Raw genomic sequence first — 19,707 nt, forward strand, 5'->3', positions numbered from 1 at the left:
GATCAGGGTCACGTATCAGGAGGTGCATGTGTCACGCGCAATCCATGTATTTCGCACCCCCGATCGTTTCGTCGCCGGGACCGTCGGTGAGCCGGGCGATCGCGCGTTCTATCTACAGGCCGTTCAGGAACCGCGCGTCGTCAGCGTGCTGCTGGAGAAGCAGCAGGTCAAGGTGCTTGCCGACCGGATGGGTCTGCTGTTGGACGAGGTGGCCCGCCGCTTCGGCGCCGAGGTGCCGCCGCAGGCCGAGGATGTCAGCGACAACGCGCCGCTGGTGACCCCGATCGACGCCGAATTCCGGGTCGGCACCATGGGTCTCGGCTGGGACGCCGACGCGGGCGCGGTGGTGGTGGAACTGCTGGCGATCACCGAAACCGAGGTCGACGAGTCGGTGGTACTCGACGACACCGAGGAGGGCCCCGACGCGGTGCGTGTGTTCCTCACCCCGATCCAGGCCCGCGAGTTCGCGCTGCGCTCGACCCGGGTCATCGCGGCCGGGCGTCCACCGTGCCCGCTGTGCGGTGAGCCACTGTCGGCGCGGGGGCACATGTGTGTGCGCACCAACGGATACAAGCGCGGCGACATCTTCGGCGCGGCCGAAGCAGAGGAGTGAGTCGGTGGTCGGGGCCGGGGACCGATTCCGCAGCGGCGAGCTGACGGTGATCGGGCGGGTGACTACCGCCAGCAACGTGACCCTGGTCTGCGAGGTGATCGGCACCGCCCCCGACGACGCGAACGGCCTTCCGCTGCGGGTGGTGTACAAGCCGATCCGTGGCGAGCAGCCGCTGTGGGATTTCCCAGACGGCACCCTGGCCGGACGCGAGGTGGCGTCGTATCTGATCTCCGAGGCAATCGGCTGGGCCCTGATCCCGGAGACGATCCTGCGGGAGGGGCCCTTCGGACCGGGCATGGTGCAACGCTGGGTCGAGGGCGTGGACAACCACACCGAGCAGGGTAACCGGCTCGACCTGATCGACCTGTGCCCGGCGGGTGCGATACCGGAGGGTTTCTGCGAGGTGCTGCGCGCGCTCGACCAGGAAGGCAACGAGGTGTCACTGATCCACGCCGACGATCCGCGACTGCAGCGGATGGCGGTGCTGGACGTCCTGCTCAACAACGCCGACCGCAAGGGCGGGCACGCACTGGAAGGCGTGGACGGGCAGGTGTACGGCGTCGACCACGGCATCTGTCTGCACGCCGAGCACAAGCTGCGCACCGTGCTGTGGGGGTGGGCCGGTCAGCCGATCTCCGACGGCCTGATCGCCGACCTCACCGCATTCGCGAAAGAGTTGCCTGGCGCGTTCGCGGACACGCTCAGCGAACACATCACCGACGCCGAGATCGATGCGCTCACCGAACGCACCCGGCGGGTGCTCGACGACCCGGTGATGCCCGTGCCGCGTACGGCACGACCGATCCCGTGGCCTGCCTTCTGACCTCGCCGGCCGATTCCGCGGCGATGGCGATGCCGTCGCGGAATTCCTGGCACAGTTGAGCTTCGATGCTCGGCGCGACGACGAGGAGAACCCGATGACCCACTCCACCGGAGACCGTGCGGCACCGACCGTGCAGATCGGGATCGGCGCGCCGACCTACAAATTCGCGTTGCACTACGTGCATCTCTACGACAAGAAGCCCTACCCCGACACCGACCTGCATCTCTACGACAACGGCATCTACTGGCTCAGTTCGGAGGGGGAGAACCACTTCGGGGTCTACGTCCTCACCGAGGGGTCGGTGGACTCGGGCCGGTTCACCATCCGGTTCATCTCGTTGCCCTCACCGGACTGGGGCGACACGGTCGCCTACCATGAACTCGAGTTCGACGTGGCTCGCGGCGAGTTCACCCAGATCGCCCTCGCCGACACCGACCCGGACATTCCGGACCTGGACGGGACATTCGCGATCACCCGGAACACGATCACCGATCCCACCTGCCGCGCCGACAGCTGATTCAGCGAAACCAAAAACCTTGACATCCCACGATTCGCTGGAAGACGCAGCTCGGCACCGGCCGCCCGACGACTCCCGCGCGGCGCGAGGCCGGGCCGGGGGCGGATGATCTCGACCACACCCTTACCCTCGTAATCATGCAGTCCTGGTCCGATACCGCCCTTCCGACCGTCCCCGGAGCAGGGCCGCCGTTGCGGTTGTACGACACCGCGGACCGTCAGGTGCGACCGGTTACCCCCGGTGCGACAGCCACCATGTACGTCTGCGGGATCACCCCCTACGACGCGACCCACCTCGGGCACGCCGCGACCTACCTGACCTTCGACCTGGTCAACCGGGTGTTACGAGACGCGGGCCACGACGTGCACTACGTGCAGAACGTCACCGATGTCGACGATCCGCTCTTCGAGCGGGCCGCCCGCGACGGCGTGGACTGGCGAGACCTGGGCTCTGCCGAGATCGACCTGTTCCGCGAGGACATGTCGGCGCTGCGCATCGTGCCGCCGCGCGACTACATCGGCGCCGTCGAATCCGTCGACGAAGTCGTCGAATTCGTGCAGAAACTCCTGGCGTCCGGCGCGGCCTACGTCGTCGACGACGCCGAGTACCCCGACATCTACTTCCGCGCCGACGCCACCGAGCAGTTCGGCTACGAATCCGGTTACGACCGCGCCACGATGGAGCGACTGTTCGCCGAGCGTGGCGGCGACCCGGGCCGCCCCGGCAAGCGCGACGCCATCGACGCGCTACTATGGCGCTCGGCCAGGCCCGGTGAGCCGTCGTGGCCTGCCCCGTTCGGCGCGGGCCGACCGGGCTGGCACATCGAGTGTTCGGCGATCGCGTTGAACCGGGTCGGCCCGGAATTCGACATCCAGGGCGGCGGCAGCGACCTGATCTACCCACACCACGAATACTCCGCCGCGCACGGCGAGGCGCTGATTGCGGGCCGTCGTTTCGCCCGCCACTACGTGCACGCCGGACTGATCGGACTGGACGGGGAAAAAATGTCGAAGTCCAAAGGCAATCTGGTGCTGGTGTCGGCGCTGCGCCGCAGCGGCGTCGACCCCGCCGCCATCCGCCTCGGGCTGCTGGCCGGCCACTACCGGCAGGACCGCATGTGGACCGAGGAGGTGCTCGAGCAGGCCCAGCGACGCCTCGAGCTGTGGCGCTCGGCCGCCGCGTCGGCGTCTGGCCCGTCGGCCACCGACACGGTCGCGCGCCTGCGCCAGCACCTGGCCGACGACCTGGACACACCCAAAACGCTGGACGCCGTGGACAACTGGGCCCGTCAGGCCCTCGACTACGGCGGCACCGACACCGAGGCGCCCGCACTGATCACCACGGCGGTCGACGCCCTGCTCGGCGTCCGCCTGTAACCGACGGACCTGTCCTCGCTGCAGGCCGGCGCGACTGTCGAGCGCATCGCTTGCTTTGCGCCACGCCCGCTACGACTTCACCGTCGGCGCGGGCGAAGTGACCGTGATCCGGCAGCTCGCGCACCACTGACGGAGCGTCACATGCGCTCTTACCGTCGACGCACCCCCCTACCGCGCCACCTGCGCTGCGGCTGGTTCGTGCACCGTGTCGCCCGGCTTCTCGGCATAGAGCCGCTCGATCTCCTCGGCGTATTTGGCCGAGATCGGCTTGCGCCGCAGCTTCATCGTCAGCGTCACCTCGTCACCGCCCGACTCCCAAAAGGTGGGCAGCACCGTGAAGCGTTTGATTTGCTCCACACGCGACAGGGTCGCATTGCCCGCCGCGACGCCACGCGCGATCTCGGCCAGCACACCGGGATCGGCGGCCAGAGCTGGCGCCGACGCGTCCGGCAAACCGTGCCTGGCGGCGTACAACGCCGCGGTCTCGGCGTCGATGACGATCAGCGCCGTGTTGTAAGGGCGGGCATCGCCGATCGCGGCGATGGCACCGACCAACGCGGTCGCGGCTTTGACGGCGTTCTCGATATTGGCGGGGGACATGTTCTTTCCCGCGGAGTTGATGATCAGCTCCTTCTTACGGTCGACCACGCGCAGGTAGCCGCCGTCGTCCACGGCGAGAATATCGCCTGTGTGCAGCCAACCGTCGGCGTCGAGTGCCTCGGCGGTCTTGTGCGGTTCCTTGCGGTAGCCCTTCATCACCAGCGGCCCGCGTACCAGGAATTCGCCGTCCTCAGCGATCCGCCACTGCATCCCGGGCAGCATCCGGCCCACCGAGCCCAGGCGCGCCTGGGCGGGCGGGCATGCGCTGGCCACGCAGGTGAGTTCGGACATGCCCCAGATCTCCGAGATCGGAATGCCTAGTCCGAAGAAGAACCCGAGCGTCTGCGGCGGAATCGGCGCAGCACCGGACATGGCCCACTTCAGCTGGTCCAAACCGATTTTCGCACGCAACGCCGACAGCACCCGCTGATCGGCCTCCGCCCATTCCGCGGCCAGTTCGGCGCCGATCGCCGTACCACTCAGCTGTGCGTCGGCTTTGCGCGCCGCCACCCCCAGCGCCCACTGCAACCCTACCCGGGTGGTCTCGTCCGGTTCGTTCGCGACAGCGAACTCGATGGCTGCCTTCAACTTCTCCCACACTCGCGGCACCGCGCCCCAGATCGTCGGATGCACATCGACCAACGCGGCAGGCAGCAGCGAGCGGTCGGGCACCACCGTGATCTGAATGCCGTAGACCTGCTGTAAGTACAGACAGCAGAACCGGTCGGCCATGTGCGCCGACGGCAGGTAGGAGGTCTGGCGATCACCGAACACCACCGGAAGCACGGCCTGGAACGCGCGCGCTTCGGCCAGCAAGTTGCTGTGCGTGATCTCGACACCCTTCGGGTTTCCGGTGGTGCCGGAGGTGTAAACGAGGGTGAGAATGTCATCGGGCCGCACGGCCCGCCAGGTAGCCTCGAAATCGAAATCGCCGCTGCCCATGGCTTTCAGCTCGTGGAGGCCAAGCGTGCCCTCCGGTGCGCCATCGAGGCAGATGATGGTCTCGATCGGCGCGCCGGAGCGGCGGATGCGCTCGACGTACTGCTGCTCACAAATCACCACCCGGTTGCCCGCGTTCTCGAACACGTAGTTCAGCTGCTCGGGTGCGAGGGTGTTGTATACCGAAAACGAGGTCGCGCCGGTGTGCTGGACGCCGACCTCGACGGGATAGAACTCCACTCGATTACCCATCATCAGCGCGACGGTGTCGCCGCGGCCGATCCCGAGGGCGCGCAGCCCGGCGGCTACCTCGCGAACCTGGTCGGCGTACTGCCGCCAGGTAAGCGTGTGTTCACCGCCGATGGATCGGACGGCCACCGCGGCCGGATCGATCACCGCGTTGCGCTGGAATGCGGCACAGGACGTATTCGGTTCGCTCATCCCACAACCTCGTTCATTACACCTGACTTTCCCAGACCGTAAGTGCCCGGCCGACGCGCGGGGGCCTTTTCGACCGTTTTGGGCTTTCGTTCCCCCGATATCGAGGTCGAGGTCGTCTACCCAGCAAGATTATGCGGCTCGGATCAGCTCGTCTGCCGCGAGCAGCACCGCATGATGCGGTCGCACTCACCATGATCGACAGCGATGCACACGCGAACTCGCGGCGGGGATTCGGTCCGCTACTGAGGCCGCGCCCGAATATGGATGCCGCGAACTTCGCTGAGCTCGGCCCGAGCGGTGCGACGATGGGGTACTGTACGGTGCGTCAAGTCCGGCTCGAACGAACAGAACGGCGCCGCGAATGTCACGTGTGGTCACCAAAGAGCAGTACTTCGACACCGCACTGGAGGTGCTCGCCGAATTCGGGTTCAAGGGCCTCAACATCGGCGTGCTATGTCGGCGGCTCGGCGTCACCAGCGGCTCGTTCTACCATCACTTCGGCAGCTGGCAAGGATTCGTCGACGCCCTGCTCGACCACTGGGAGAACCGCCAGGTCCGCATCCTGCGGACGCTGAAGTTCAACCAGGGCAACCCCGATGACGACATCCGCGCCATGTCCGTTCTCGCCGCCGGATTGCACCATGCCGCCGAGGCCGCGATCCGCGCGTGGGCCGCCAATGACGAATCGGTCAATCTCGCCCTCAAACGCGTCGACGAATCCCGCAGGCGCACCGTGCACAAGGCGATCAAGGGCGTCGTCGGCGACAACGACACCACCACCGTGGTGACCTCGCTGGGTATGGCGATGCTAGTCGGGTACCAGCAGATCGCAGCGGGCGGCGAGGAGCTGTCGCTCGATGGGCTGCTCACCGAATACGCGCGCCTGATCTACTCGCACTCCCAGCGCTGAGACCCTGCCGCTAGCCGAGCAGCTCGTCCACGTAGCACCACCGCCACGCCTCACCTGGCTCTACGCTGCGCATCACCGGATGCCCGCTGCCCGCGAAGTGCTTGGTCGCATGATTGCCCGGCGACGAGTCACAGCACGCGATGTGCCCACACGACAGGCACATCCGCAGATGCACCCACGCCAGCCCCTCGGCCACACATTCGGCACACTCGTCGGCCCCAGTAGACTCACGCACCAGCGGCGTGGCACGCAGATGCGCGCAGTTGTTGTCGTTGGCCACCGGGCCCGCCAGCGGTTCGACGCGCTCTTCCTCGGCCTCGTCGAAGCGGTCGATCATCGACTCCTCGAGATCCAGCTGCGCCATAACGTGCTGGAGGATCTCGTAGTCCACCGCGCCGGAATCCCGCACTCGCAACACGATTTCGCGTTCGCCGCGCAGCATCTCCAGCCGCAACCGCCGGTACTCGGCGGTGGGGGTGGCCAGTTCCGACTCGCCGCGCCCGAGCCGCTCCCACGCGGCGTTGCTCTTCCAGGTCACGCGGTCGCGCAGCATCTCGACCACCGCCGGCGGGGTATCCGGCGTGATCGCCGCATCGAGCGCGGCCAGACCCGCCGCGGTGGATTGCTGCAACAGGTTGGCCTTCTGCAACGCATCCTCGGCGCGGCTGGGCCCGCGCAGCCGCAGCCACCGCATCAGCCATGGCAGCGACGTCCCCTGCAACAGCAGCGTTCCCGCCACCACGACCAGCGCGAGGAGTTTCAGCACCGGCAATTGCGGAGTGTCCTCGGGCAACAGCAGCACCGCCGCCAATGTCACCACGCCGCGCATCCCCGCCCACGACACCACAACCGGGTGCGTCAACGGCACATTGTTGGTCGTCCCGAACCTGCGTGACAGCAGCGTCGACGGAAACACCCACAGCGGCCGCACCAGCATCGTCACCGCCAGCACCGTGATCGCCGCCGACACCAGAGTGCGGTGGTCTAGTCCGCTGCTCCACGCACCCTCGACAATCGCGCGCACCTGCAACCCGATGATGACGAACACCGAACTCTCCAGGATGAATTGTATGGTCCGCCAGTTGATGCGCTCGGAGATCCGCGACGCCGCACTCTGCCACACCGGTGCGCCGTGGCCGAGGATCATGCCGCAGCAGACGACGGCGATCACCCCCGAGGCGTGGATGCCCTCGGCGGGCAGATACGCCGCGAACGGAGCCAAGAACGACAGCGTCGTGTCGAGCACCGGGTCGGTGATGCGCCGCCGCAGCATCGCCAGCAGGTAGGCGACGACGATGCCGACCACCGCACCACCACACGTCGCGAGCAGGAAGTCACCGCCGGCCTGCCACACCGATACGGTGCCCGCCGACGCCGCTATCGCGGTGCGCAACGCCACCAACGCGGTCGCGTCGTTGAACAGCGACTCCGCCTCCAGGATCGTCACGATCCGCCGCGGCATCCCGATCCGCCGCGCCACCGCCGTCGCGGCCACCGCGTCCGGCGGCGCCACCACAGCACCCAACGCGACCGCGACCGCGAACGGCACCGGAAGCAGCCACCACACCACCGCCGCTACGGCGAACGTACTGAACAGCACCAACCCCACCGACAGCAGCACTATGGCGCGCACATTGGCGCGAAAATCCACCAGCGACGTGCGAATCGCGGCGGTATACAGCAATGGAGGCAGCAGACCGAGCAGAATGATCTCCGGATCCGGGTGGATCTCCGGCACGAACGGCAGATACGACGCCGCCACCCCGGCCAGCGTCAGTACCAACGGTTCGGACACCCCGGACCGACGCGCCAGCGCCGCCAACGCGGCCGCCGACGCGACGAGAACAACCAGGCCGATCGCGACATGCACCGTTGCATTCTCGCAGAGCGCACGATCGGCAACCGGCCGCGCGGTAGATGACACGTGCGCGGTCGGCGGAACGGCTGTGCCCGGCGCGTGCACGCGCCATGCTTGTCGGCGAAAGGGAGGTAGGCATGGAGGAGTTTGCGTTCTGGCGGGCGAATGGACGACGGCACACCCACCGCGGTCACCAGATCTTCTGGCGAGACGGCGGCGGGGGTGCCGAAGGCACGCTCGTCTGTATCCACGGATTTCCCACCGCGTCATGGGACTGGCACGCCGTCTGGCCCGGTCTGTGCGAACGCTTCGCGCGAGTCATCGCCCCGGACATGATCGGTTTCGGCTGGTCGGCGAAACCGCGCCACTACAACTACACGATCGGCGACCAGGCCGACATCCACGAAAACCTGCTGCGCGAACAAGGCGTCGGCCGGTATCACGTCCTCGCCCACGACTACGGCGACACGGTCGCGCAGGAACTGCTGGCCCGCGACGCAGAACGCCGTGCGGCAGGCGACGAATCACTGGTGATCGAATCGGTGTGCCTGCTCAACGGCGGCCTGTTCCCGGAAGCCCACCGCCCGCGCCCGATACAGCGGCTGCTGGCTAGCCCACTGGGACCGGCAGTCGGGGTACTCGGCAGCGAGCGCACCTTCGGCCACAGCCTGGCCGCGGTGTTCGGCCCCGACACCAAACCCAGCGATATCGAAGCAAACCAGTTCTGGCTGCTGTGGTGCAGCAAGCATGGTAAACGCAACGGGCACAAGCTGATCCACTACATGGCCGAGCGCCGCAAGCATCGGGAACGCTGGGTAGGCGCGCTGCAGCAGGCGCAGGTCCCGATCCGGCTCATCGACGGCCTGCTCGACCCGGTCTCCGGCGCGCATATGGTGCGCCGCTACCGCGAGCTGATCCCCGACCCGGACGTGGTGGAGCTGTCAAGGATCGGCCATTACCCCCAGCTCGAGGCGCCGAAGGAGACGCTGACGGCGTTCCTGGAATTTCACGGCAACCGGGTCGGCTGAACCCGCGCGATCGAGGATGCGCGTACGGGATACATGGGCGACCGCACCGCCGGGTTGCGTGGAAGCCGGTCGTGTGAGCCGGAAGGATCTGTCCGCGTGTGAGCGAGGGCAGATCCTCCCTATCCGTCGGATCGCCAACACCACCAACGAAACCACCTGCAACGGACTGATCCGATCGAACACTCCGTTCAGCAGCTTCCCGGTGAACCGGCGCGCGCAGCGGCAACGTCTCGGTGATCAAGCGAGCCATGATCAGCCAATCCTCCAACCCGTCCGCCGGCGGCTCGAACACCCGCGCGTCGTACCGCAGGTTGTTGCGCACGCTGAACAGGGAGAACAGGATGCTCACGTCCTCGCGCCCCAGCGGCGAGATCGGCGGCAGGATGATGTCCGCATGCCGGGTCGTCTCCGTGACGTACATGTCCACAGCCACACAGAAATCCACCGAATCCAGCGCAGGCCCCAGCCGTCGTCCCGAATCAACCAGCCAAGGCCGCAATCACGCTCCTGGCCTGATGATCGGCGCCCAGCTGGTTCGGGTGGAACGGCACCGCCGGGCCCACCGGATCACTGGAGAACGGGATCAGCCCTTCCACCCACCGCGTCCCTGGCGCCTGACACGCATCGTGCCCGATGCTCGTGGCGTACGAGTCGACGAACTCCACACCGGTCGTCCGCGCCACTCGCGCCAGCATCGCGTCCAGCTCGATCAGCTTGTGGCCCAGCCAGTTCGCATCCGCATCCGAGATCGGGACAGCCGGAAAGCAACCAGATCCGGTACCGACGCCCGCGAAGTAGTCCAGCAGCAGAATTCGCGCACGCGGCGACCGCGCACGGATGCCCTCGATCACCGCCGTCACCTTCGGCGCGACCGCGGCGATGCTGGCCGACATCCGATCCACGCCGTCGACCACCAGCGTATTCAGACAGGGCGACACCGCAGGGTCGGCGGTCAGGCAGCGCTGGACCGTGGTGGCCAATCCCGCGTCGTTACCGCCGATTTCGAGGGTCACCAGATCCGTCGATGGGGTGAGGCGATCGAACTGCGGCGCGTTCACTCCACTCACAGTGCTCTGTGCAGCGGCCATATGCGCGGTCGTCGCCCCGCCACAGGTCGCGTCCCGAAACACCGGCATCGCCAGTGCGGCGGCCACCTGTTTGGCGTAGTCGGCCCGGCTCTGTGCGCACCCGATCGGCACGAACTCGTCGGTCGGCTGACTCAACGAGGCATCGGCCGCCCACGAATCTCCCAGAGCGACGTACTCACCGAATAGGGGAGCCGCCGAGGAATCCGACACCTGCACGCCCGAGACAGCAGCGCCGATCGCCGCACACGCCACCACCGCGCGCACCCTCCCACCCATACAACCTCCGCACCTAGCCGACTTTCAGCAAATTTGGACGTTCGTACAATACTAGTGAACCTAGCATCTCACTATCCAGCATTCACACGCAGCCTCCAGATCGCGCCGGCCTCAGCGCGTTTCAGTGCAAATCATGGACTGGACCGCCGACGTGACCGACCAGCCCAGGCGCCGACATTGCTCATTGCGACATTCAATCGCAGCCGTCCCCGGAGACGAAGTAGGGGAGTCACCTCTCAGCTACACAGTCGGGCACCCTGGTGACGGATCCCTCCTTCGACGGAACACGAAATCCCGGCAGGTACCGATTCGCCCCGGGAATCAGCAGGTGAATCAGCGGACCGATCCCGAACGCGTACACGAGCGTGCCGATACCGACACTGCCGCCGAGAACCCACCCGGTCGACAACACCGTCACCTCGATCGCCGTACGCACCACCCACACCGATTTACCGGTCCGGCGAACCAGTCCAGTCATCAATCCATCCCGCGGCCCCGGCCCCATGCCCGCGCCGATATACAACACACTGGCCAACGCGTTCAGCATCACCGCTGCGCCCATCGCCCCCACCTGCACCGGCAGCGCCTCCCACGGCGGCAACCACCCCAGGCCGACGTCGACCGACAGCGCGATCACCACTACATTGCTCACCGTTCCCAATCCGGGCAACTGCCGCAACGGAATCCACGCCAGCAACACCGCGATACCGGTCACCGCCGTCACCGCCCCGAAACTGATCGACACATGCCGCCCCACCCCTTGATGAAACACATCCCACGGATCCAGTCCGAGCCCCGCCCGCACCATCACGGCCATCGAGAACCCGTACAACCACAACCCGACATACAACGCGACCACCCGACGAATCAGCACCGACCGAGCATGCCGATAACTGGACCGCCAAAACAGAGCCACCTACCAACTACTGGACTGTAAAACGCTACCGCCACCCGCCCCACCCACACCGCTCATGCGGTTCGTGATCAGCCACGTGCGCTACCGGCTACGGCAACGGTGCAGACCAGCGCAGCACGGTTCCCCCGGTGGGGCCGCCCTCGATGCCGAAACTACCGCCCGCGCGCTCGGCGCGGGCCGCCAAGTCGGCCAGCCCGCTGTGCCACGCAAGGTCGTCGGGAACGCCGGTTCCGTCATCGATCACCTCGATAGTGATGTCGTCACCCACTGTGAGGCTGACCGATACCGAGGTCGCGGCAGCATGCCGGACAGCGTTGATCGTCCCCTCGCGCACCACCGCCGCGACGTCCTCGGACAACAGCGGCGCCAGTACGGAAACAGGACCGGCCAGGTGCACCGCGGTACGTAAGCTGCTGTCGGCGGTCGCCTCGGCGACAATGTCATGCAGGCGGCTACGGAAAGTGGGGGGCTTGGTGGCGCAGGTGCTGCTCTGCAGATCGAAGATCGAGTGGCGGATATGTTGCACGATGGCCTGCAGGTCGTCGATGGTTCCGGTGAGCCGGGCCTCGACTTCGGGCGCACGGGCCCGTCGCAAAGTGCCCTGCAGCGACAGGCCCACCGCGAAAAGTCGCTGCATGACGTGATCGTGCAGATCGCGCGCGATCCGGTCACGATCCGACAGCACGTCCAGCTCCCGCATCCGCCGTTGCGTGTCCGCCAGGTGCAGCGCAAGCGCGGCTTGGTGAGAGAAAGCCACCATCATCGACTGCGCCGCAGTGTCCAAGCGCGGCGCACCGGCGGGCCGCAAGGTAGCGAGTACACCGATGGTGGTGTTCGCGGCTCGTAACGGTAGGACCAGCACCGGGCCGAGTGCCGCCGCAGAGTCGAACAGCACATTGCGCAGCAGCCGGTCGACGGACAAGGCATGCTGTTCCCGGAAAACCGTGCCGCAATGAGATTCGCTGATCGAGATCCGCTGGCCGATCAGCACGTCGGCTTCCATGCCCGCAGCCGCGACCACCGCCAACTCGGTCACTTCTTCATGAGGGATATCGGGGTCGTCGGGCAGGGCGAGAAACGTGCACGCAGAGTCCGTGAGCGTCAACGCGCGTTGTGCGATCAGGTCGAGCACTTCGCCGGGCTCGCCGCCCGCGAGCAGTTCGGTCGACACGTCGCGGATCCCTTCCAGCCACTGCTGGCGGATCCGGGACTGTTCGTAGAACCGGGCGTTCTCGATCGCGATGCCCGCGGCCGCGGCGAGGGCCTGGACGACGACCTCATCGTCCTCGGTGAACTCCTGGCCGCCTACCTTCTCGGTGAGGTAAAGATTGCCGAACACCTCATCGCGGACCTTGACCGGCACACCGAGAAAGGTGCCCATCGGCGGATGATGTGCAGGAAAGCCGACCGACGAGGGATGAGCCGAAAGATCAGCCAGCCGAATGGGTTTCGGTTGGTCGAACGGTAGGCCGAGGACACCGTGGCCACGAGGAAGATCACCGATCAGCACCCGGGTACGGTCATCAATGCCCTCGTGAACGAACTCCGCGAGCTGGTTGGCGGTCGTTTCGGTTTCGCGGACGCCGAGGGCTCCATACCGTGCGTCGACCAACTCGATAGCGGCGTGCACGAGGGAGCGCAGCGTGTTGCCGAGATCCAATCCAGCGGTGATAACGAGCATGGCCTCGATGAGCCGGTCCATCTGGTCGCGGACGCCGACAATCTGCGCGATCCGGTCCTGGACCTCGAGGAGCAACTCACGTAGCCGCAGCTGAGACAGGGTCTCGGTGACCGGCATCCAGTCACTGGAACCGGTCTCGGACCGCTGGCGTTCCATGCTCGGAATTCTCTCATGCCACCAGAGACACTTGCTGGACTGACCCCTTCCGCCACCAGCTTCGCCATCAGCGCGGCGCCGCGATTGTCGAGCAGCGGTCTGCTCGCCGGCATCGCGGACGACGCGATGAGCTCGAGGCTTTTCATGTCCTACCGACGCAGCCGCTCGCACTGGCGAGGATGGCCTCGCCGTCGGGCAGCCGCAATGTCGAGCACCCGCATCGCCGCACGCAGTACGGATAGCGGCGAGTACCCAGCAGAAGCCTCCCAACAGGAGGTCACCACAGTGGAAGTCCGTCCCATCAGTAGAGGACGTCCTGCTCTTACCGACAGCACGTCACCGGTGGCAACGTAGGTATCGGATGCGACGAAGGAGAGATGGACGACAGATGGATCACCGACTGCCCGACGATCACACCATGAAGGCGGCACTCGCGCTCGCGGTACGGGCACCGTCGGTACACAACACGCAGCCGTGGCGGTTCCGCACCGGCGAGCGCAGCGTGCACATCTATCTCGACCCGACTCGAGCGCTGCCCCCGACCGATCCCGATCAGCGTGATCTCGTACTGAGCTGCGGGGCAGCACTGCACCACTTGCGGATCGCGCTCGCCGCCATGGGATGGTCGGCTGTGGTGCACCGACTGCCGAATCCCTCCGATCGCAATCACCTGGCTTCGATCGAACTCGTCCGGAACCGGCCGACCATGACCGACATCGCGCTGAACGCCGCGATCACCGACAGACGAACCGACCGCAGGAACTACAGCTCCCAGCCGCTACCGCCTGGCTATCTCGGGCTCGTCACCGAACGCGCCGCGGAGTTCGGCGGCGTCATTCGCCAGGCCGCATACGAATCACGCAACCGGCTCGTCGAGGCGATGAACGCGGCGGCACGACAACACCCAGAAGACCCGGACTATCAACTCGACCTGGCGGCATGGAGCGGCAAGCACGACACCACCGACGGTGCACCGGCACGCGACACCCCGCCACCCCACACCAGCCAGAGGACGCAGAGCCAAGTCTTCGCCCCGCCACGGCTGGTCGATTCCATCCGCGAACCCGACTACGCCGAACTGCTGGTACTCGGCACGGCGGCCGACGACCGGCTGTCGCGACTGCGCGCGGGCGAAGCGACGAGCGCGGTCCTCTTGACCGCCACGAATGTCGGATTGGCCACCTGCCTGCTGACCGAGCCGCTGCAGATTCCCGAACTGCGCAAGAAGATCCGCCACGGCGTGCTCGACGACGCCACCTTCCCGCAAGCCATCATCAGAATCGGCTGGCTGCCCGACGACACCCCGCCACTGCCGATGCCGCCACGACGAACGGTCGACGAACTGCTGGACCCGTTCGACGCCGAGGAAAGCACCGCCCACTAGCGGCGCCTTCCGTTGCGAGTGAGCCTTTCAATTGCCTCGATGACCGATGGCGCAAACCGCGTCGCGGTGCGCGCAGTGGGCAACCGAGGACCGGTGGCCGCCCAGCGAGGGACTTTCGTCTCTGCCACGCACCAGACCCGGCGGGAATGCTCGATAGCGAACCCGACGACGACAGGGAAACCCATGGCCGACTCCGCTGCCTCACAGTCCGCCCCGCAAATGATCGCAGCTGTCGACGGCTCCGCCAGCTCGTATCAAGCGGTGGCCTGGGCAGCGGTCGAGGCCGCCATGCACCGCCGACAACTGCACATTCTCACCTCGATAGCACTTCCCAGCGTTTTCGGTCCCGGCATGACACCCAGCGAGTCGGACATGGAGTCCAAGCGCCGCGACGGCGAGCGGATCGTCACAGAAGCCAGCAGGATCGCGCGAGCCGCGGTGCCGGATGCGGAACTCGTGCTCACCACCGAGGTGTCGTTCGACCTCCCAGTTCCCACACTGATCGCTCGGTCGGAACAAGTGAAAATGCTGGTGGTCGGCAGCCGGGGCCTCAGCGCCTTCCACCGCGCGCCGCTCGGCTCGGTCAGCACCGCGGTGACCCGGCACGCACACTGCCCAGTCGTGGTCATCCACTCGCGGTCATCCACTACATCGCAGGCATCATCCACCGGCGCAGCCCGTAGGTCATGAATTCTCCGCGACATAGCACCGGTCCTTGATCACGAACCACGCGGTCGGCACCGGCCGGCGGGCTAGGGTCAAGGCCGCGCAGTTTGGGTTTCTGCCTGGTTGTCAACCGGGCAGGATATGGACGCTGATCTGGGTTTTGTAGATGTTGCGGTCGACCTCGCCCTTGGCGCGGTGTTTGGAGATGGCGCGTTTGACGATGCGGGGGCTGGAGCGTTGGCGTCGCGGTGGCAGCGGGCTGGACAGGACCGCGCGGCCGATGGTGCCGATCAGGTTGATCGTGGTGGTGGCGAGGACTCCGGCGGCCTGGATGAGCTGATCGCGAGCGGTGTGCACGGCGATGGTGAAACTGCCGCGGTCGGGGCTGAAACCCGGTGTGGCCAGCGCAGTATCGGCGATGGCGGTGCGCAGCGCCTGGTAGGTGATCAACAACGCGTAGACCTCTTGGGCGACCCCGGTCGGGGTGCGGGCGCGCAGCACCCGCCCACCGAGGATGGTCGATTTCAGTTCGAAATAGCTGGTTTCGATCTCCCATCGTTGATGGTAGAGATCCACCAATTCCTCTGCCGGGTAGCGCTTGTCGTCGGTCAAGGTGGTGATCAGCCGGTACCGCTCGACCCGGCGTGGCCCGCCGGCGCAGCTGACGGCGATCTCGGCGTCGATTACGCGCACAGTCGCCGTACCGGTACGGGTCAGCCACGATCTGTCACCCAACCGCGCGATCGCGGGAACGCGCCGGTTGAGTTTGGCGCGGATCAGCAGATCCGCTCCGGTGTCGGTGATCTGCTCGATCAACGCCGTAACCGCGAAGTTCCGGTCGGCCAGCAACAACATGCCCGGGCGCAGGCACCCCAAAAGTTGTGGCGCATAGGCTGTTTCCGCGATCCGCAACGGACCGAACACGACATCGACGACGGTGCGGGTGCCACACGCCACCACCGCCAGCAACCGCAGCATCGGGTACCCGGCCTGGGCGTGACCGCCACCGTGACGCCCGAACTCGGCCACGTTGCCCGGGCTGTCGGGCACAAACACGCTGGTGCCATCGATCGCGCACACCAGCAGACCCCGCCACCGCACCGCTCCAGCGGCGGAGCCGGCGAGCAGGTCGAACAACGCGGCCAACGGTTTGACCCCGACACGGCGCAACGCCTGTGACAAGGCCGAGGAACCCGGACACACGAACGATCCACCGGGCAACCCGGCACACAACCGCGCCCATACCTGCCGATACCCGATATCGGAGAACAACGCTCCGGCCAGCAGCAGATACACCACCACCCGCGACGGCAGCAGCCGCACTCGCGACCGCACGGCACCGGCTGTTTCCAGCGCCGCGTCGACCAGATCGAACGACACGATCCGGGTCAGTTCCCCAAGGTGCCCCGGCGCGAACACACCCTCCGCGACCCGCGAGGAACGATCAATGACACACTGAACTGACAGCGGAACTCCTCGGACGAGCGGATTGTCTTGGCGGACAACACCTCTCTACCAGCAGTTCCGCTGTCCCCGCTCACCACCCCACCCCGCTTGACACACCAACTCACACGTTAACTGCGCGGCCTTGGGGCTAGGGTAGCGGCGCCGACCAGCGCAGGACGGTGCCGCCGGACGGACGGCTCTCGATACTGAAACAGCCACCCGCCTGCTCGGCTCGCGTCGCCAGATTCGCCAATCCGCTGCGGCGGGTGATGTCGTCGCGTAGACCGACCCCGTCGTCGGTCACTTCGATCGTGACGTCATCGTGTACCCGCAGTTCGACCGACACGGTGGTTGCCGAAGCGTGCCGCACCACGTTGCTGACCGCTTCTCGAAGGACGGCCTCCACATCATCGGACAATGGGGGCGCCAGGACGGTGACGGGCCCAGCCAATCGCACGGTGGTGCGTAGTCCACTCTCGGCGGTCATATCGACGATGATGCCGTGCACATGTTTGCGGTACTTCGAGGAATCCGCTGCCGTGTTGCTCTGCAGGTCGAAGATCGAATCGCGGATGTCCTGCACGATCGCCTGGACATCGTCGACGGTTTCCATCAGCCGGGCCTTGATTTCCGGCGCCCGCGCCCACTGCACCGTCCCCTGGAGAGAAAGTCCGACCGCGAACAGTCGCTGGATGACGTGGTCGTGCAGGCCTCGGGCGATGCGGTCACGATCGGATAGCACGTCGAGCTCCCGCATCCGGCGCTGAGTATCGACCAGTCGCAGCGCCAGTGCTGCCTGGTCGGCGATCGCGGCCATCATCGAATCGGCAGGGGCGGCGAGGAGCGTCGCGTCGGCGGGCCGAACAGTGATCAGCACACCGAGGACTGAGCGTCCGGCCCGCAGCGGAAGGATCAGCGCTGGACCCAGCTGGGTCGAGCCGAAGAGCTGGAAGTAGGACCGCTTGTCGACCGCGATCACGCGCCCGTCCCGGAAGGCTTCGCCGGCACCGGATTGTTCGAGAGGTATCCGCCGCCCAATGAGCTCCTCGCAGCCGCTTCCCGCGGCGGAGACCACGACCAGCTCGGTCACCTCATCGTGGGGGATGTCCGTGTCCTCAGGCAAAGCGAGAAACGTGTACGCGGACTTTGTGAGCGTCAGTGCTCGCTCGGCGACAAGATCAAGGACCTCTCCCGGCTCGCCGCCTGCCAGCAACTCGGTCGCCACATCCCAGGTCGCCTCCAGCCACTGCTGCCGCAAACGGGACTGCTCGTAGAGACGGGCATTCTCGATGGCGATGCCCGCGGCCGCGGCGAGTGCCTGCACCACGACTTCATCGTCTTCGGTGAACTCCTGGCCTCCCGCCTTCTCGGTGAGATAGAGATTGCCGAAGACCTCGCCACGCACCTGCATCGGCACACCGAGGAACGTGTGCATCGGTGGATGATGCTCCGGGAAGCCGACCGAGGACGGATGGTCCGAAAGATTCCGCAGCCGAAGAGGTTTCGGCTGCTGAATGAGCAGACCGAGCACTCCGTGGACACGCGGAAGGTCTCCGATCAACACACGAGTCCGGTCATCGATCCCTTCGTAGACGAACTCGGCGAGTTGATCGCTTGCCTTGTCTGTCTCCAGGACCCCGAGCGCGCCGTACCCGGCATCGACGAGTTCGATGGCGGCGTGCACGATCGTGCGCAGCGTGTTGTCGAGGTCCAGCCCGGCCGTGATCACCAACATCGCCTCGACGAGCCGGTCCATCCGATCACGCACATCGACGATCAGCGCGATCCGCTCCTGAACTTCGATCAGCAGCTCGCGCAGCCGCAGCTGGGACAGCGTTTCCGTTACCGCCGTCCGGCCATTCGGGCGTGTCCCGGACGGCTGCAATTCCATATCCGGCATTCTTCCACGATCGACGCCTGGATCTGACCGCTCAGCACTGGAAACCTGGGCAGGCGGCTGGCTAGTCCGATCTATCCGGTCGGTTGAGCTTCGAGGCCAGCACCGCTGCCTGAGTACGTCGTTCCACCCCGAGCTTGGTCAGCAATCTCGACACATAGTTCTTGACCGTCTTCTCGGCCAGATACATCCGACCGGCAATTTGCCGGTTGGTCAACCCCTCACCGAGCAAGGCGAGCAGCGTTCTCTCCTGGTCGGTGAGGCTGGCCAGCGGACCGGTCTTTTCCTCGGCCTCCGAGCGAAGCTTGACCATGAGCGCGGCGGCGGCGCGATTGTCGAGCAGCGATTTGCCTGCCCCGATCTCACGGATGGCATCGATCAGTTCGAGGCTTTTGATGTCCTTGACGACATATCCGCTGGCTCCGGCCAGGATGGCGTTGAGCATCGCCTGCTCGTCGGTGAACGAGGTCAGAATGAGACAGCGCAGATCCTGGTTCGCCGAGAGTAGCTCCCGGCACAGTTCGATGCCATTACCGTCGGGTAGCCGCACGTCGAGGACCACGACGTCGGGCTGCAACGCGGGAACCCGGGCCACCGCCTGCGAGTAACTGCTCGCCTCACCGATCACCTCGAGATCCGGCTCCACACCGATGAGATCACCGACCCCGCGTCGGACGATCTCATGGTCGTCGACCAAGAACACCGTGACCATGGGTACACCTCTCCCTCAGTCGACATCATCCCGGACTATGGAGCGCGCGGTGGGGCACGCCGGATCTCGACCGTGAGCCACCGAAGTCCTCGACAGGACCGGTACCTACCTGCCGCCCGCTGTCATGACTATTCTGCGCCGATAGCCAGGCACGCGCGCCCACAAGAAAGACACGATAATTTCGAACACGCGGCAGATCAGACCACAAGTCACACCATCAACAATTGTCACAGTGACAAAACTGTAGTATGCATAACTATGCATATATACATGCATGCGCCAACTGGGGCCATCCGGCACTCGGGGCTCACTCGGAGACTCGAGATCAAACCGGATAAATCTCAGCTCTCATTACTCTCAGAATTCAACACGTCGAACGT

Annotated in this window: 16 protein-coding genes; 8 read left to right on the forward strand and 8 right to left on the reverse strand. The window is 66.0% G+C overall.

Annotation, left to right across the window (positions count from 1 at the left end; all coding sequences use genetic code 11):
- The first annotated feature begins 28 nt into the window (after positions 1–28).
- The 4 genes from OH799_RS07850 (at position 29) to mshC (ending at position 3,329) form a co-directional block, all read left to right on the forward strand.
- On the forward strand, positions 29–613 hold the full coding sequence (locus OH799_RS07850) for a DUF3090 domain-containing protein (RefSeq protein WP_327117022.1): 585 nt from the start codon (positions 29–31) through the stop codon (positions 611–613).
- Positions 614–617: 4 nt separating this feature from the next.
- On the forward strand, positions 618–1,436 hold the full coding sequence (locus tag OH799_RS07855) for an SCO1664 family protein (RefSeq protein WP_406277166.1): 819 nt from the start codon (positions 618–620) through the stop codon (positions 1,434–1,436).
- A 94-nt stretch (positions 1,437–1,530) separates the two neighbouring features.
- Positions 1,531–1,953: a hypothetical protein gene (locus OH799_RS07860; protein WP_406277169.1), complete on the forward strand. Its 423-nt coding sequence runs from the start codon at positions 1,531–1,533 to the stop codon at positions 1,951–1,953.
- Between the two features lie 137 nt (positions 1,954–2,090).
- Positions 2,091–3,329 carry a cysteine--1-D-myo-inosityl 2-amino-2-deoxy-alpha-D-glucopyranoside ligase gene (gene mshC / locus OH799_RS07865; protein ID WP_406277172.1) on the forward strand — a complete coding sequence of 413 codons (1,239 nt, stop codon included), beginning with the start codon at positions 2,091–2,093 and terminating at the stop codon, positions 3,327–3,329.
- Between the two features lie 168 nt (positions 3,330–3,497).
- On the opposite strand, the gene fadD11 is transcribed toward mshC, so the two are convergent.
- A complete protein-coding gene (fadD11, locus tag OH799_RS07870) occupies positions 3,498–5,309 on the reverse strand; it encodes a fatty acid--CoA ligase FadD11 (protein ID WP_406277175.1) in 1,812 nt (603 codons plus the stop codon).
- Between the two features lie 361 nt (positions 5,310–5,670).
- Here fadD11 and OH799_RS07875 point away from each other — a divergent pair, with 361 nt between their 5' ends.
- Positions 5,671–6,219, forward strand: coding sequence for a TetR/AcrR family transcriptional regulator (locus OH799_RS07875; protein WP_406277178.1), 549 nt, complete (start codon positions 5,671–5,673; stop codon positions 6,217–6,219).
- Between the two features lie 10 nt (positions 6,220–6,229).
- On the opposite strand, the gene OH799_RS07880 is transcribed toward OH799_RS07875, so the two are convergent.
- Positions 6,230–8,089, reverse strand: coding sequence for a Na+/H+ antiporter (locus OH799_RS07880; protein WP_406277181.1), 1,860 nt, complete (start codon positions 8,087–8,089; stop codon positions 6,230–6,232).
- A 125-nt stretch (positions 8,090–8,214) separates the two neighbouring features.
- Here OH799_RS07880 and OH799_RS07885 point away from each other — a divergent pair, with 125 nt between their 5' ends.
- Positions 8,215–9,105: an alpha/beta fold hydrolase gene (locus OH799_RS07885; RefSeq protein ID WP_406277184.1), complete on the forward strand. Its 891-nt coding sequence runs from the start codon at positions 8,215–8,217 to the stop codon at positions 9,103–9,105.
- A 479-nt stretch (positions 9,106–9,584) separates the two neighbouring features.
- Here the strand turns inward: OH799_RS07885 and OH799_RS07890 are convergent, their stop codons facing one another.
- The 3 genes from OH799_RS07890 to OH799_RS07900 form a co-directional block, all read right to left on the reverse strand.
- Positions 9,585–10,469: an SGNH/GDSL hydrolase family protein gene (locus OH799_RS07890; protein ID WP_406277187.1), complete on the reverse strand. Its 885-nt coding sequence runs from the start codon at positions 10,467–10,469 to the stop codon at positions 9,585–9,587.
- Positions 10,470–10,698: 229 nt separating this feature from the next.
- Positions 10,699–11,286, reverse strand: a complete 588-nt coding sequence (locus tag OH799_RS07895) for a YitT family protein (protein WP_406281905.1) — start codon at positions 11,284–11,286, stop codon at positions 10,699–10,701.
- 187 nt (positions 11,287–11,473) lie between these two features.
- Positions 11,474–13,222, reverse strand: coding sequence for a GAF domain-containing sensor histidine kinase (locus OH799_RS07900; protein WP_406277190.1), 1,749 nt, complete (start codon positions 13,220–13,222; stop codon positions 11,474–11,476).
- A gap of 388 nt (positions 13,223–13,610) precedes the next feature.
- Here OH799_RS07900 and OH799_RS07905 point away from each other — a divergent pair, with 388 nt between their 5' ends.
- Complete coding sequence (locus OH799_RS07905; protein WP_406277193.1) at positions 13,611–14,606, forward strand: Acg family FMN-binding oxidoreductase; 996 nt, start codon at positions 13,611–13,613, stop codon at positions 14,604–14,606.
- A 219-nt stretch (positions 14,607–14,825) separates the two neighbouring features.
- Positions 14,826–15,296 carry a universal stress protein gene (locus tag OH799_RS07910; protein WP_406277196.1) on the forward strand — a complete coding sequence of 157 codons (471 nt, stop codon included), beginning with the start codon at positions 14,826–14,828 and terminating at the stop codon, positions 15,294–15,296.
- Positions 15,297–15,398: 102 nt separating this feature from the next.
- Here the strand turns inward: OH799_RS07910 and OH799_RS07915 are convergent, their stop codons facing one another.
- The 3 genes from OH799_RS07915 to OH799_RS07925 form a co-directional block, all read right to left on the reverse strand.
- A complete protein-coding gene (locus OH799_RS07915) occupies positions 15,399–16,691 on the reverse strand; it encodes an IS4 family transposase (protein ID WP_406273045.1) in 1,293 nt (430 codons plus the stop codon).
- A gap of 175 nt (positions 16,692–16,866) precedes the next feature.
- Positions 16,867–18,609 (reverse strand): GAF domain-containing protein, encoded by a 1,743-nt coding sequence (locus tag OH799_RS07920; protein ID WP_406277200.1) that lies wholly within the window; start codon positions 18,607–18,609, stop codon positions 16,867–16,869.
- A gap of 70 nt (positions 18,610–18,679) precedes the next feature.
- The gene (locus tag OH799_RS07925; protein ID WP_406277203.1) at positions 18,680–19,327 is read right to left on the reverse strand and encodes a response regulator; all 648 of its coding nucleotides are present in this window, start codon (positions 19,325–19,327) and stop codon (positions 18,680–18,682) included.
- Between the last annotated feature and the right edge of the window lie 380 nt (positions 19,328–19,707).

The organism is Nocardia sp. NBC_00881, from assembly GCF_045207455.1.
Lineage (GTDB): Bacteria > Actinomycetota > Actinomycetes > Mycobacteriales > Mycobacteriaceae > Nocardia.